Source organism: Myroides odoratimimus (assembly GCF_004337635.1).
Taxonomy (GTDB): domain Bacteria; phylum Bacteroidota; class Bacteroidia; order Flavobacteriales; family Flavobacteriaceae; genus Flavobacterium; species Flavobacterium odoratimimum.
Map to the genome: position 1 here is coordinate 312,620 of NZ_CP037427.1, position 14,712 is coordinate 327,331.

14 protein-coding genes are annotated in these 14,712 nt (G+C 32.9%); 2 read left to right on the top strand and 12 right to left on the bottom strand.

Annotation, left to right across the window (positions count from 1 at the left end; all coding sequences use genetic code 11):
- Positions 1-8 precede the first annotated feature (8 nt).
- Both E0Z07_RS01455 and E0Z07_RS01460 read right to left on the bottom strand, forming a co-directional pair.
- Positions 9-707 carry a LytR/AlgR family response regulator transcription factor gene (locus tag E0Z07_RS01455; RefSeq protein ID WP_016650484.1) on the bottom strand — a complete coding sequence of 233 codons (699 nt, stop codon included), beginning with the start codon at positions 705-707 and terminating at the stop codon, positions 9-11.
- Positions 683-1,684: a sensor histidine kinase gene (locus tag E0Z07_RS01460; protein WP_016650483.1), complete on the bottom strand. Its 1,002-nt coding sequence runs from the start codon at positions 1,682-1,684 to the stop codon at positions 683-685. The genes E0Z07_RS01455 and E0Z07_RS01460 overlap by 25 nt, the downstream gene beginning before the upstream one ends.
- Positions 1,685-1,840: 156 nt before the next feature.
- Here E0Z07_RS01460 and E0Z07_RS01465 point away from each other — a divergent pair, with 156 nt between their 5' ends.
- Together E0Z07_RS01465 and E0Z07_RS01470 are read left to right on the top strand one after the other, a co-directional pair.
- Positions 1,841-4,255 (top strand): TonB-dependent receptor, encoded by a 2,415-nt coding sequence (locus tag E0Z07_RS01465; protein WP_016650482.1) that lies wholly within the window; start codon positions 1,841-1,843, stop codon positions 4,253-4,255.
- Between the two features lie 4 nt (positions 4,256-4,259).
- The gene (locus E0Z07_RS01470; protein ID WP_006260219.1) at positions 4,260-5,102 is read left to right on the top strand and encodes a DUF4249 domain-containing protein; all 843 of its coding nucleotides are present in this window, start codon (positions 4,260-4,262) and stop codon (positions 5,100-5,102) included.
- Between the two features lie 29 nt (positions 5,103-5,131).
- Here E0Z07_RS01470 and recN read toward each other — a convergent pair whose 3' ends face one another.
- The 10 genes from recN to E0Z07_RS01520 all read right to left on the bottom strand — a co-directional run bounded on the left by recN (position 5,132) and on the right by E0Z07_RS01520 (position 14,688).
- Positions 5,132-6,787 carry a DNA repair protein RecN gene (recN, locus tag E0Z07_RS01475; RefSeq protein WP_006261962.1) on the bottom strand — a complete coding sequence of 552 codons (1,656 nt, stop codon included), beginning with the start codon at positions 6,785-6,787 and terminating at the stop codon, positions 5,132-5,134.
- Positions 6,788-6,804: 17 nt separating this feature from the next.
- Positions 6,805-7,689 (bottom strand): type IX secretion system protein PorD, encoded by an 885-nt coding sequence (gene porD, locus E0Z07_RS01480; RefSeq protein ID WP_016650481.1) that lies wholly within the window; start codon positions 7,687-7,689, stop codon positions 6,805-6,807.
- Positions 7,682-8,890, bottom strand: a complete 1,209-nt coding sequence (gene coaBC / locus E0Z07_RS01485; RefSeq protein ID WP_006261964.1) for a bifunctional phosphopantothenoylcysteine decarboxylase/phosphopantothenate--cysteine ligase CoaBC — start codon at positions 8,888-8,890, stop codon at positions 7,682-7,684. Before coaBC ends, porD begins: the two co-directional genes overlap by 8 nt.
- A gap of 20 nt (positions 8,891-8,910) precedes the next feature.
- Complete coding sequence (locus tag E0Z07_RS01490; RefSeq protein WP_006260223.1) at positions 8,911-9,222, bottom strand: DNA-directed RNA polymerase subunit omega; 312 nt, start codon at positions 9,220-9,222, stop codon at positions 8,911-8,913.
- A 14-nt stretch (positions 9,223-9,236) separates the two neighbouring features.
- On the bottom strand, positions 9,237-10,043 hold the full coding sequence (locus E0Z07_RS01495; RefSeq protein WP_006261965.1) for an outer membrane protein assembly factor BamD: 807 nt from the start codon (positions 10,041-10,043) through the stop codon (positions 9,237-9,239).
- A gap of 162 nt (positions 10,044-10,205) precedes the next feature.
- Positions 10,206-10,721 carry a ferritin gene (locus E0Z07_RS01500; RefSeq protein WP_006261966.1) on the bottom strand — a complete coding sequence of 172 codons (516 nt, stop codon included), beginning with the start codon at positions 10,719-10,721 and terminating at the stop codon, positions 10,206-10,208.
- Between the two features lie 12 nt (positions 10,722-10,733).
- Entirely contained in the window at positions 10,734-11,615 is an 882-nt protein-coding gene (dapA, locus tag E0Z07_RS01505; protein WP_006261967.1) for a 4-hydroxy-tetrahydrodipicolinate synthase, read from the bottom strand.
- Between the two features lie 14 nt (positions 11,616-11,629).
- Positions 11,630-12,139, bottom strand: a complete 510-nt coding sequence (locus E0Z07_RS01510) for a DUF6913 domain-containing protein (RefSeq protein ID WP_006260228.1) — start codon at positions 12,137-12,139, stop codon at positions 11,630-11,632.
- A gap of 65 nt (positions 12,140-12,204) precedes the next feature.
- Positions 12,205-14,202 (bottom strand): NAD-dependent DNA ligase LigA, encoded by a 1,998-nt coding sequence (gene ligA, locus E0Z07_RS01515; RefSeq protein WP_006261968.1) that lies wholly within the window; start codon positions 14,200-14,202, stop codon positions 12,205-12,207.
- Positions 14,203-14,214: 12 nt separating this feature from the next.
- On the bottom strand, positions 14,215-14,688 hold the full coding sequence (locus tag E0Z07_RS01520) for a DUF6495 family protein (RefSeq protein ID WP_006260230.1): 474 nt from the start codon (positions 14,686-14,688) through the stop codon (positions 14,215-14,217).
- Between the last annotated feature and the right edge of the window lie 24 nt (positions 14,689-14,712).

Genomic DNA, 14,712 nt, shown 5'->3' on the forward strand with positions numbered 1-14,712 from the left:
ACTCTCTTTTATTGATCTAATAAAATTTGATACTTACGCCCAATAGGCACTTCATCGCCATTCATTAAAATGACTTTACTCATAAATCGCTCTTTTATACACTCTTTATTAATAATAAAAGAACGATGTACCTGAACAAAGTTATCTCCTATTAATTCTGTTTTAAACCCTACTAGCGACCCATATACAAAGTAACTCTTACGCCTACTTTTAGTAAATATCTTGATATAATTACCTGCACTTTCAACATACATGATATCTGACATTTCTATAAAATAATCAAAGCCATCTTCTTTTATTAATACTTTTTGAAGTTCGCTCTTGCGATTATTTTCTTTTCTATCCTTACAGAATACCTTTGCTTTTTCAACTGCTTTAAGGAACTTACTAAAAGCTATTGGTTTTAATAAATAGTCGACTGCATCATTCTGATAAGATTCTAATGCAAAGTCTGAATACGCTGTTGTCACAATCGTAGTGGGTTTAATAGGTAACATTTCTAGCAACTCTAAACCTGATACTAAAGGCATATTAATATCCAAGAATAATATATCTACTTCATTACTCTGTAAAAAAGTTAGAGCTTCTTTTCCACTATAAGCATGCCCTATACATTCTAAATCATCGCATTGCTTAATATGACTTAAAAGCACCTGATGTGCAGGTTTCTCATCATCTACTATTAAACACTGGTAGGTAATTCCCATAATTCTAAAGTGGTTTTATAATAATTTTTTGATTTATTCTTTGTAAATTTATATCTCAAATGAGAGACTTCTAATCTTCTTTCTAGATTTAAAAGCCCAACTCCTGTTCCTTTTTGCAACATTTCGTCAGGCAAACAACTGTTTTCTAATTCGAACAGCAAATGATTATCTCTAGCATATCCTCTTAATTTTATAAAAGGAAATTCAGTTTGTAAAGCAAATTTTATCGCATTTTCAACCAAACTAAAATACAAAAGTGGAGGCACTTGAAACTTCTCAATATCCCCTTCATATTTTATATCTACGACTAAATCGTTTGTCCTAAACTTATAGTAATTAAAATATTCTTTTAAAAATTCTATTTCTTGATCTAAAGAAACAAACTCTCTTTTAGTTGCTTCTAATTGATATCTTAATAAATGTGATAATTGCAAAATTCGCTCAGGCGTTTCTTCTGGATTAGTTAGAGCCTCGCCATATAAGTTATTCATTGCGTTTAAAAGAAAATGTGGGTTTAACTGCATCTTGAGGAAGTCCAATTCAGCTACAGTATTTACTAAACGCTTTTCACGAACTGTAATATCATTGAATACCCATAAGTGAATAAAATAAGTACCCGATCCTAAAAACATTAAAAATATAGTATTTAGAATTTCACTCAACCAAGAATCAAATCCATCTATAAGCATATTTAATAACCCAGTACCAATTAGAACTACAATCCAATATATAGTAAATAATGGTAAGAAAATATTGTACCGTTTGGTAATCATATATCTCTTAATCAGCAAAATATTACTAATTAAAATACAACCGTATACAATAAAGAAGGAAGGCACTAACTCCTCCCAAATCTCAGTTAATGAACGATCACTTTTATCTACAGAAGCGACGAATGTAAATACACTAAGAAGTAGAATGATAACTGACACATTCCTCAACCAAAAGTTAGAATAAAATTTCCATAGTGACTTCATACAAACAAATGTAAAGAATCATTAATAATAACATTATCCTTTCATTACTATTTATTTGAAAGCCATTAAAATAATAGCTACTTCATCAGCGTTTAATTAAACAAATAGCAATAATTACTTACCTATTTTTGCATTGAAACATAATAAGATAAACGAATGATTAATCACAAAAAGTTTACCAATTATTTATTGGGACTGAGTTTCTACGTATCTACAATTCCTTTTCATGTACAGCATACGATGGCGAATGTCATAAATGAACAAGTACAAACAATATTAAAAGGAAAGGTACTAGATAAAAACTCTCCCTTAATAGGAGCTACTGTCTATATAAAAGAATTAGATCAAGCTACCACCACTAATGAGTTAGGAGAGTTTAGTATCTCTATTCCATCAGGACAGTATAACATTCTAGTATCATACTTAGGTTACACTAATCATCATGCTAATATAGACACAACTAAAGATAATACATTAAAAATCATCCTAAAATCTGATACTGCTCAATTAGACGAAGTAGTCATAATAAAAAACTCTACAAAAGCAGATATTAGAACACCAGAGATGAGTGTCAATAAATTATCTATAGAGGAAGTTAAGAAAATGCCTGTTGTACTAGGCGAAACAGATGTTTTAAAGTCTATCTTACAACTCCCTGGTGTAACAAATGCTGGTGAAGGAGCGTCAGGATTTAATGTGCGAGGCGGAAGTGCAGGACAGAACTTAGTACTTTTAGATGATGCAAATGTTTTTAGCTCTTCTCACCTATTTGGTTTCTTCTCAGTGTTTAATTCAGACGCACTTCAAGACATCAAGTTATACAAAGGAGGAATACCAGCTAGATTTGGAGGACGAGCTTCTTCTGTATTAGAAGTATTCCAAAAAAATGGTAATACTGAGGAGTTTCATGGCACAGGAGGTATAGGAGTTATCTCTAGTAGATTAATGGCAGAAGGCCCTATGCAGAAAGGAAAATCTTCCTTCTTAGTAGCAGGAAGAGCCTCGTATGCACATTTATTCCTAAAGTTAACAGACAATAAGAACTCTGCTTATTTTTATGATTTAAACACTAAATTAAACTTTGATTTAAACGAAAACAATAAACTAACCTTATCTGGTTATTTCGGACGAGATGTATTTAGTTTTAGTCAGTTATTAAAGAACACCTTTGGAAACTCAATTTTAAATCTTCAATGGCATCATTTATTCTCAGATAATCTAAGTAGTAAACTTACCACTTCATACAGTGACTATGTATATGGTCTAGATATGGAAATAACTGGCTTTAAATGGGATTCTGATATTAAAAGTTACTCATTAAAGTATGATCTAACTCATGACATCCATAGTAATCTTCAATTAAAATATGGAGTAAGTGGTCTTTACTATGATTTTTCTCCAGGAGTAATTAAGCCAACAAAACCAGACTCATCTATTATTTATAAGAAGATAGATTCTAAATACGCTTTTGAAGGAGGTGTTTATTTAGAAGCAGAACAGAGTATTGGTCAACATTTCAATTTAAACTATGGGGCTAGGTTTTCTACATTTACTAATCTAGGAAAAGAAAATATCAATCTATATCAAAACAATCAACCTGTAAGATATGACTCTGAACTAGGTTTATACAAGATGGCAGATATCATAGGGACTGAATCTTATAATAGAGGTAAGAGTATTCAAAACTACAATAATTTTGAACCACGTTTCGGCATTGCTTATATTATTAATGATGATCAATCTATTAAAGCTAGTTATAATAGAATGGCTCAGTATCTTCATTTAATGTCTAATACGGCAGCACCAACTCCATTAGATATCTGGACACCAAGTAGTAAATATATCAAGCCAGAACTCGTTGATCAAGTTGCATTAGGATACTTCAGAAACTTTAAAGAAGGAAAATATAGTTTAGAAACAGAGGTTTACTATAAAAAAGGAGATAACAGAGTAGATTATATAGATGGTGCACAACTGATAGGTAATGATGCTTTAGAACGCGTAATACTTAGTGGTGAATCTAGAGCATACGGACTAGAGCTATTGGTGCGTAAGAATCTAGGTAGACTTACAGGATGGGTATCCTACACCTTAGCAAAATCAGAGCAGAGAACACCTGGTAGAACACCAGATGAGCCAGGAGTAAATAATGGTCAATGGTATAGAACTGCTTATGATAAAACACATGACTTTTCTGTTACGGCTATGTACCAATTAAACAAGAAGTGGGATCTTAGCGCTAGCTTTACCTTACAATCAGGACGACCAACATCTTACCCAGAAGGAAGATATGACTATTTAGGTCAGAGTGTTCCTAATTTTGGGAAAAGAGGTGCTTACAGCCTACCTGCTTATCATCACTTAGACGTATCAGCAACTTATACCCCTACAAAAAACACAAGTAGAAAGTGGCAAAGTGAATGGGTATTCGGCATATATAATCTTTATGGAAGAGCCAATGCCGCTTCTATATCATTCCGTGAACACAAAGATCACAGAGGACAGAATGAAGCTGTTAAAATGTCTATTTTCGGAATGGTTCCAAGTGTAACCTATAACTTTAAATTCTAATCAAATGAATATTCTCAAATATATAAGTATACTCTCTATTCTATTATACCTTACTTCTTGTGAGCATGTAATAGATATAGACTTACCAACAGCACCTCCAAGATTAGTTGTTGAAGGTAATCTCGATTTTGATGCAGAGAACAAACAAGATACCCTAAGTATCAATCTATCTTTGACTACAGATTTTTATAATCCACAAGCACCTAAAGTCCATAATGCAACAGTATGGGTAGAAGACGAAAAAGGAACTAAACATCAGTTCAAAGAACTCAATAAGACTGGAAGATATATCTCTACTTCTATTAAAAAAGACTTTGTGAAAAATAAATATAAATTACACATAGAGTATGATAATGATATTTATGAAGCAACCGAAAGGTTAGTTGAAACTCCTAAAATAGAAAGGTTAGAACAAAGAAGAGAAAAGTTCTTTAATGATTACTATTATACGATTAGAATTTACTTTCAAGATACAGATAAAGGTGATAATAAATTAAATTATTATTACACTAATTTACTTTGGGAAAATAAAAGACCTGCCTTAAGTGTTCGTTCTAACGAGTTCTCTAAAGGTAAACTAATAGAAGACATATCAACAGACAAAGATTATGAACCTGGTGACAAGATACAAATAGATCTACATCAAATCTCTAGAAACTATTATGATTATATGTGGCTTATAACTGATGCTTTAAACAATGGAGGAGGTCCTTTTCAGACACCTATTTCTAAAATAAAGGGGAATGTCAAAAACCTTACTACACCTGATAAAGAAGCACTAGGATACTTTAGAGTAACTGAGAAGCAAACTATATATCACACTATTTTTGAACAACCTAAACCGTAAATAAAAAAGCCATCATGTGATGGCTTTTTCTATTTTGATAATAACTCTTTAGCATGAACTAAAGCAGAATCACTAATATCTTTCCCTGATAACATCTGTGCTATCTCTTTCACTCTACTCTCATAATCTAATAATGTCAATTGTGAAGTAGTCGTTTCGTCATCAGATGTTTTGTACACTTTATAATGTTGCTTCCCTTTTGCTGCTATCTGAGGTAAATGCGTAATAGCAAACACCTGCATATGAGTACTCATATCTTTCATAATCACTCCCATCTTATCAGCTACTTCTCCAGAAACCCCAGTATCTATCTCATCAAAGATAATAGTAGGCAAATTAGAATACCTAGCTAATATTGCTTTTATCGCTAACATAATTCTAGACAATTCTCCTCCTGAAGCAACTTTCTTTAGCACACCGAAATCCATTCCTTTATTAGCAGAAAACAACAGTTGTAACTCATCTTTCCCATTAGCTAAAAAATTCTTGGATACAGTGAAGTCAAACTTGAAGTTGGCATTAGGTATTCCTACTAATGACAATATCTCTAATAGTTGTTTGACTAAAACAGGAACAGCCTTTATTCTCGATTCTGAGAGCTTATCTCCTACTTCGTGTAAAACAACACTTAACTTATCAATTTCTCTTTCTAATGAGCTTATTTTATCGTCTATTCCACTAGCTAGATCTACTTTCTCTTCCAGTTCACTTCTAATAGCTAATAATTCTTCTACAGTAGCTACTTGATGTTTTCTCTGTAGATTATATAGTAATTGTAAGCGATCATTAATTAAATCTAATTGTTCAGGATCTGCAGACACATTATCTAATTGGCGTTCTATCTCATCAGACAGATCTTTCAGCTCTATTTCTACACTACTAATACGAGTATATAACTCTTCATAATCTTTAGAAATGGTACTCGTTTTCTGTAATAATTGCTTTACCTCCTTCAATCTATAAACCGCCCCTACTTCATCGTCTGCCAAAAGATTAATTGATTGTCCAAAGCTTTCTCTTACAAACTCAACATTATTCAGTTTTTCGTACTCTTGCTCTAATTCTTGTTGATCTAATCCATCAAGGTTACCTTGAATCAACTCTTCTAAAAGAAAAGCATTATAATCTTGTTCTTTGATTAAATCAGCCTGTTGTTGTTGTAAACTTCTTAATTGTGTTTGGGCTTTCTTGTATAATACTAAATGTCCTTTATACTCCTCTAAAATATTGCTATTACTTGCAACTGCATCAACAATTTGCATTTGGTAATTTTCATCAGACAATTCCATTGTTTGATGTTGGGAATGTATATCTATTAAGTGTTCTGTTAATTGTTGCAAATCAGATAAATTAACAGGGCTATCATTTACAAAGGCTCTAGATTTACCAGAAGGAGAAATCTCCCTTCTTATAATCGTCACATCTTCATATTCTAATTCTAACTCATTGAATAAATCCTTCAATCCATATTTACCAATACTAAAATGACCTTCTATAACACACTTCACTTCTTTATCCTTTAGAGAAGATAAATCAGCACGTTTTCCTTGTAACAAACCTAATGCACCTAACACAATAGACTTACCAGCTCCTGTTTCACCTGTAATAATAGAAAAGCCATCAGAAAAATCTATTTCTAATGTATCAATAAGTGCAAAGTTTTTGATTGTTAATGATATAAGCATATAACTTAATTTTAGAACTAAAGACTATTCCATTTTAATCCATTTAATGGAGCTAATTTATTCAATAATTCCACTACACGTTTCTTATTTTTATCTGTCACTCCACCATAAACACCTATCAACTCATCTGTTTTAGAATCAAAGAAAACACGTGTCAGAAAAGAATTTGGTCGAGTAGAATTAAAACCTTCTAAAGTTATTAAAGCTTGCAGAATACCATCTCTTCCATCCGCTACATTATCACTCATACGATCTAATCCTAAACGGTGATATTTATATAAAGCATCTTTATAAGCCTCTCCAACTCCCGAAGCTAAATCACTAATAAAAGAATATCTTGTATTACTACCATCCCCTTGCTTCCATCCTCTATAATTTCCTTGTTGAGCAATAGAAGCTATACCATTTGCTGTTTGCAAATAAGTACTCCCTCCACCTTTACTAAACGTTTCTGCGTCCAATCCTATAATTAGATTCGCATAAAATCCTATCAAAGAAGTCAAATTAGAGTCGTATGAATTAGGATTGTAATAAAGAGGTTCAAACTCAATATAATTAAAAACAATATCCTTATCGTTGAACAATAATACTTGTGTAGAATATCCAGATCCATAAACAGGTCTAGATGATTTGACCTGAAGGGTTCCAGATACTGTATTATTACCGTAAGTAGTTACATTCAAAAAAAACATACAATCTATCCTCTCCACTGGAGAAAACTTCTTAGATGTCCAACTGGTATTGTTTATAAAATCTTTAAGTGATTTCTCTAGAGACTTAAAGTAAGCTTGATTACTATTTCCTACTTGGCTATGGTTAACCGTTACTATTGCATTAAGCTCCTGAGCATAACTGTTTAGAACTATAAAAAGCGAACCAAAAAGCCAAATAAGTTTATTCATAATGTTTAATTATCTTATATATAATATCCTGAGCTACTTCTTCTTTAGATTTTAATTCCTTAGGTTCTATATTAAAATCTTTATCTATAAAGGTAACCTTATTCGTTGGTTTTCCAAAACCTGCTCCTTCATCTTTTAAAGAATTTAAAACAATTAAATCTAAATTCTTCTTCTTGATTTTAGCTTTTGCGTGTTCTATCTCATTTTGAGTTTCTAGTGCAAAACCTATCAGAAACTGTTCTTTCTTTATAGCACCTAGTGAAGCTAATATATCAGGATTCTTATCCATTTCTATTATAAACTCTTCACTGTTCTTTTTAATCTTTTCAGTAGCTACTTCTTTAGGTCGATAATCTGCTACTGCAGCAGCAGCAACCACAGCGTCTACATCAGCATAATACTGATGACATGCCTCATACATCTCCATAGCAGACATAACTGAGATAACCTTTACTCGTTCATGCGCTATTTTCTGATTGCTAGGACCTGACACTAATACTACATCAGCACCTTGCTTAGCAGCCTCTAGAGCAATATCATACCCCATTTTTCCAGAAGAATGATTACCTATAAAACGCACAGGATCTATAGGTTCGTATGTAGGCCCCGCAGTTATTAATAATTTTCTTCCTTTTAGGGGCAAATTATTTAACAACACATCTTTTACAGCCTGCAAGATTGTCTCAGGTTCAGCCATACGACCTTTTCCCACTAAACCACTTGCTAGTTCACCTTCTTCAGCAGGAATAATAAGATTACCATAACTTTCTAACAAAGCTAAATTACGGTCTGTAGTAGGGTGCACATACATATCTAAGTCCATCGCAGGTGCTACCATAACAGGGCACTTAGCAGATAGATAGATTGCCATTAAGAGATTGTCGCAATATCCATTAGCCATCTTCGCTAATGTATTGGCAGTCGCAGGAGCTATGACCATTAAGTCAGCCCAAAGTGCTAAATCAACATGATTATTCCATGTCCCTCCTTCACCAGCATCATTGAAGAAATTTGTATATGCTGGATTCTTTGATAAAGTAGATAAAGTATAAGGAGTTACAAATTGATGAGAAGCAGGTGTCATGATCACTTGGACCTCGGCACCTGCTTTTATAAGTAAACGTACTAAGTGTGCCGTCTTATACGCGGCAATTCCACCAGTTACACCTAGTATTATTTTTTTACCGCCTAAACTTGACATCACTAAGTATTATTTATGTTCTATTGTTCTTTGTATGAAACTTTACCTTCTAACCACTCTTCTACAGCTAATGCTTGAGCTTTAGGTAATTTTTCATAAAATTTAGATACTTCTATTTGTTCTTTATTTTCAAATACTTCATCTAAACTATCATTGTAAGTAGCGAACTCTTCCAACTTGTCAACCAACTCATTCTTGATTTCTGTGTTGATTTGGTTTGCTCTCTTAGCAATTATAGTAATAGCCTCATAAATATTTCCTGTAGGCTCTTCAATCTTACTTTTGTTATAAGTAATTGTGTTTACTGGAGCATTTGTTTTCTTTAAATCCATCTCTTTCGCTTAAGTTATTTTGAAAATTTTGCTAATTCTTCTTGTATATTTTCAAGCATACCATCTGCTTGCTTTTTGTATTTTGTTTCTGCATTAAAACGAACTAATACGTCGTACATTGACTTTGCTGTATTCAGACGTTCTTCCATTTTATAATGCACACTGTTCATTGCTAATTTATAAGCTGAATCAAACTTATAGAACAAGGCATCTTCCTTATATTTCGTACCTGGATAATCATAGATAAAGTTATCTAATGCTACGATAGCAGCATTGTAATTTCTAGTCCAATCTCCAATCGTATTTAACTGCTTTGCATTCTCATAAGTCTTTCTCTCGATCTTCTCATTCATCTCTTGCATAATTGAATTAGCTTCAAATACAAAATTAGAACCAGGATATTGATCAATAAACTTTTGTAATTTATCTATTACATCATAAGTCACTCTTTGATCTAAAGAGTACACAGGTGATAATGCGACACCAGACTTAATCTCTTTTAAAAGAGCTTCTTCACGCTTATCACTTCTTGGATATGTAGCCGCAAAGTTTTTAAAACGAAACCCTGATAATTCATAGTCTTTTGTCAAATAAGTCGCCTCAGCGAAGTTAAAAAACATATCTTCTGCTTTAGGATTCGCTCTATAAACAGTCTCTAATTGTTCATAAAGACGAATAGCATTTCTATATTTTCCCTTCTCAAAAAACTGATTTGCTACCTCCTTTTTATATTCGTAATCTTCTGACTTCAAAGCCTTTTGCATCGGACCGCAGCTCGCTATTGAAAGCACAAGAATAGATAAACCTATATATTTTTTCATAAATGTTTTTCGTTGTTTTTGACAAAAGCAATTCCAAGATAGTCCTGTAAAAGCAAATGCAAATTTAAATTAATAATTGCATTATACAAAAAGCTTTTTATATTAAAAAGAAAAGATGTCTAAAATGACATCTTTTCATATAAATCATTATTCCTTAAACGATTAAACCACTGGGTTATTATTAGCTTGTTGGTTAAAATTTTTAATATCATTATCAAATAAATATAAACCTCCTTTATCATCTCCAATAAGGTTTATCTTATCAAGAATTGTACGTGCTGTAGCTTCTTCTTCTATTTGTTCTGACACATACCACTGTAAGAAATTATGAGTTGCATAATCTCTCTCTTCTAAAGCTATATGTACTAATTCATTAATGCTTTTTGAAACAAACACCTCATGATCAAACAATTGCTTAAACAACGCTTTAAATGATGTGTGATCCAACTCTGGCTTTGTCACAGCAGGGATAACAGCTTGTCCTCCTCTTTGGTTTACATATTTAACTAATTTAAGCATATGTTGACGTTCTTCATCTGATTGTGCGAACATAAAAGTAGCAATCCCTTCGAATCCTTGAATCTCTGCCCAAGAAGCCATCTCTAAATAAATCTGAGAAGAATCCCCCTCTATTTTAATCTGCTCATTAAGTGCTTTTTCTAATTTTTCTGATAACATAACTTTCTTTTTTTAATTCAGTATTTTAATTTCTTTTTCGATTCTTGAAGCTAAGTCTGTATCTACATTAACCAATGGCAAACGAAGCGTATTTTGCATCACTCCTTCTAACTTTAATATCTCTTTGATTCCAGCAGGGTTTCCTTGTTCAAAGATCATATCGATAATAGGCATTAATTCATATTGTAATTTAAATGCCTCTTTGATATCTCCTTTTAATCCTAGGCGAATCATATCTGTAAACTTTTGAGGAACACCTTGTCCTATTACTGAAATAACTCCAGCTCCTCCTGCTAACACCAAAGGCAATGCGATCGCATCATCTCCTGATATTACTAAAAAGTCTTTGCGAGTACTTTGACGGATTAACTCCATCCCTTGTACCATACTTCCCGCTGCCTCTTTTATACCAATGATATTCTTAAACTCATTCGCTAAACGAACTACAGTCCCTACTGCCATATTACTTCCTGTTCTACCAGGTACATTGTATAAAATAATAGGTAATGGACTATTCTCAGCAATCATTTTGAAGTGCTGATAAATTCCTTCTTGTGTAGGTTTATTATAATAAGGTGATACTGATAATATAGCATCAAACCCTTCTAAGTTCTCCTGTGTTAATTCATCTAATACAGCATGTGTATTATTTCCTCCTACTCCTAATACTAATGGCAATCTTTTCTTATTAGCCTTTATTACGGTACGTTTGACTAACTGTTTTTCTTCCTTACTAAGAGTTGCTGATTCCCCAGTAGTTCCTAATACTACAAGGTATTCTACTCCTCTTGCTATTGTAAATTCTACCAAATTCTGTAATGCTTCTACATCTACAGAAAAATCGCTGTTAAATGGCGTTACTAATGCCACTCCCGTACCAATAAGTGATTGCATAGTTCTTCTAATTATTAATTTTTAAAAACGTTAATATATTTAAATAAATTGTCTACAAAATTCTCTACATCTAATCGCTCTAAAGCTAAACTAAAATGATTCAATTGTGTATTTTCTGAGGAAACTCCCACTTTAAAAATAGCATTAGACTTTGATGTCACCCATAATAAAGGCAAAGCCTGATTTGTATAATAACTAATCAACAAATCACATTTCTTTTCAATAAACTCAAGGACTTCTTTATTCTCTATACCTCCTGTTAATGTGAACTCACTCATCCCAAACAGGTGCTCCTCATTATTCTTCTTGCTATCTTTTGCATAAACCAAGAAATGTATTTTTGTACTAGGTATTCCTTTTCTTTCTAAACTTTTAATTAAATCTGGAATAACCTTAGCTTCTGCTTTATCTACTACAATACCGATTTCTTTAAAATCATATTTAAAATCGACCGGTACTGCTTTTAATGTTGACTTTTCTACTACTTTTTGAAGTGATCTTTTCTTTAAAGTATTAAACCACATATAAGTTACTGTTTTTGTAAAGATAAACAAATAGCTAATTAGGTAATACTACATTTAACATCGAATTATTGAATTAACGCAATAAACTCCGCTTCTGTTAATATTTTAATACCTAGTTTATTTGCTTTTTCTAGCTTAGATGGTCCCATTTTATCTCCTGCCACGACATAATTAGTCTTAGAGGTAATAGAACTTCCTACTTTTCCTCCATGATCTTCGATAGCTTGTTTAATCTCATCGCGAGACATTTGTTCAAACACCCCAGATACCACTAATGTCTGTCCTAGAAGAACATCTGACACTACCGTAGACTCCTTTTCTTCTAACACAAATTGCACACCATATCCCTTTAGTCTAGCAATTATTTCTTTATTAATATCACTACTAAAGAAGTCTATTACACTTTGTGCTATTCTTTCTCCAATTTCATCTACTGTTATCAACTCCATTAACGGAGCTTCTGCCAGAGCATCTATTGTCTTATAATGATTTGCTAACTTTTTAGCCACAGTCTCTCCTACATAACGGATCCCTAATGCGTATAATACACGTTCAAAAGGAACCTGTTTAGAAGCTTCTATACCTTTTATCAGATTATCTGCAGACTTCTCTCCCATGCGTTCTAAACCTAGAACATCTTCTTTCTTTAACTCGTATAAGTCAGCGTAATTCTCTACTAATTCATTTTTGTACAACAGTACTACAGTTTCTTCTCCCAGCCCCTCTATATCCATCGCCTTACGAGAGATAAAGTGCTGTATCCTACCCGCTATTTGAGGTGGACATCCATACACATTTGAACAATAGTGTTGTGCCTCCCCGACATTTCTCTTTAACTTAGTGCCACATTCAGGGCATTCCTTAATGTATACTGTACGTTCAGAGTCAGCTGGTCTAGCCTCTAAATTCACACCTACTATTTTCGGGATAATCTCTCCTCCTTTTTCCACATATACAGAGTCATTTACACGAATATCTAACTTCGCTATCTGATCTGCATTGTGTAAAGAAGCACGTTTTACTATCGTTCCTGCCAACTGTACAGGTTCCAAGTTTGCTACAGGAGTTATGGCTCCCGTTCTACCTACTTGATATGATATAGAGTTTAATACAGTCTCTGCTTGTTCAGCTTTAAACTTATATGCTATAGCCCATCTCGGTGCTTTAGAAGTATATCCTAATTCATCTTGATAATGCAATGAATTGACCTTAACCACCACTCCATCTGTCTCATAAGGTAGCTCATGTCTATGAATATCCCAATAATTTATAAACTCTAATACTTCATCAATATTCTTAGCTAACTTAGAGATAGTAGGAACTTTAAATCCCCATGCTCTAGCTTTGTCTAAACTTTCATATTGTGTTGTTACCCCTAGATCACTTCCTACTATATTATAAAGTAGACAATCTAAAGGACGTTTTGCAACCTCGGCACTATCTTGTAATTTCAAACTACCAGAAGCTGTATTTCTTGGATTAGAATAAGGCGTCTCTCCGATTTCTATCAAATCTTGATTCATCTTTTCAAACCCTGCCAATGGCAATACTATCTCTCCACGAATATCAAAACTCTGAGGATAATCTCCGTTTAATCGAATAGGAACTGATCTAATTGTTCTAATATTATTAGTCACATCATCCCCTTGTACTCCATCACCTCGTGTCACTGCTCTTACCAGCACTCCATCTTCATACGTAATCGTAATAGATGCACCATCATACTTTAATTCACATGTAAACTCTACTGGCACATCACCTAATACTTTCTGTACACGTTGTTCCCAGTCTAATAAATCTTCCTTAGAATAAGAGTTATCTAAAGAATACATTCTATAACGGTGTACTATAGTATCAAAGTTCTTAGTCACCGTACCTCCTACTCTTTGTGTTGGAGAATTTATATCAAAATATTCTGGGTGAGCTAATTCTAACTTCTCTAATTCTTTTAATTTCTGATCAAAATCGAAATCTGAAATCGTTGGATTATCCAACACATAATAATTATAATTATGTTCATTTAATTCTTTGCGAAGTAAATCTAATTGTGCTTTAATATCCATTTTTTAAAACGATTACAGTTTCAACATTTCTTTAAATTGACCATATAAATGACCATCACTCAGAATAGCTCCTTGTTGGATTAGACTAAAGATCTCTTCATTGCGATTCTCTCCAAAGCTTTTTCCTCCATGTCTCACTTCCACATCTTCTGTAAACACTGCATCTGATAACCATTGCAGTCCTTCTTTACTTAAAAGATCTATATCAGATTGTTTACTCTTAATTACGATAGTCTTGATTTCTTTATCGTCGAAACCGAACAAAAATATATGGCTCTTAGAATAATGTTCTAAGTATTTAGCATTCGTCAGTACCCCTTCCCAAATTAAATCTGAGAAAATATCTAACTCTTGTTCTGCTACTTCTGGCTTTTCTTCTTTTATCTTATCCCATTCATTCTTATCTATCTGCTGTGCAGCTAAGAAGTTAATAAACTCTGGGTGTAATTCTTCAAACTGCTCTTTCGTAAGCCTACTGTATTTCATAATATAAATTGCATTTGAAACAAA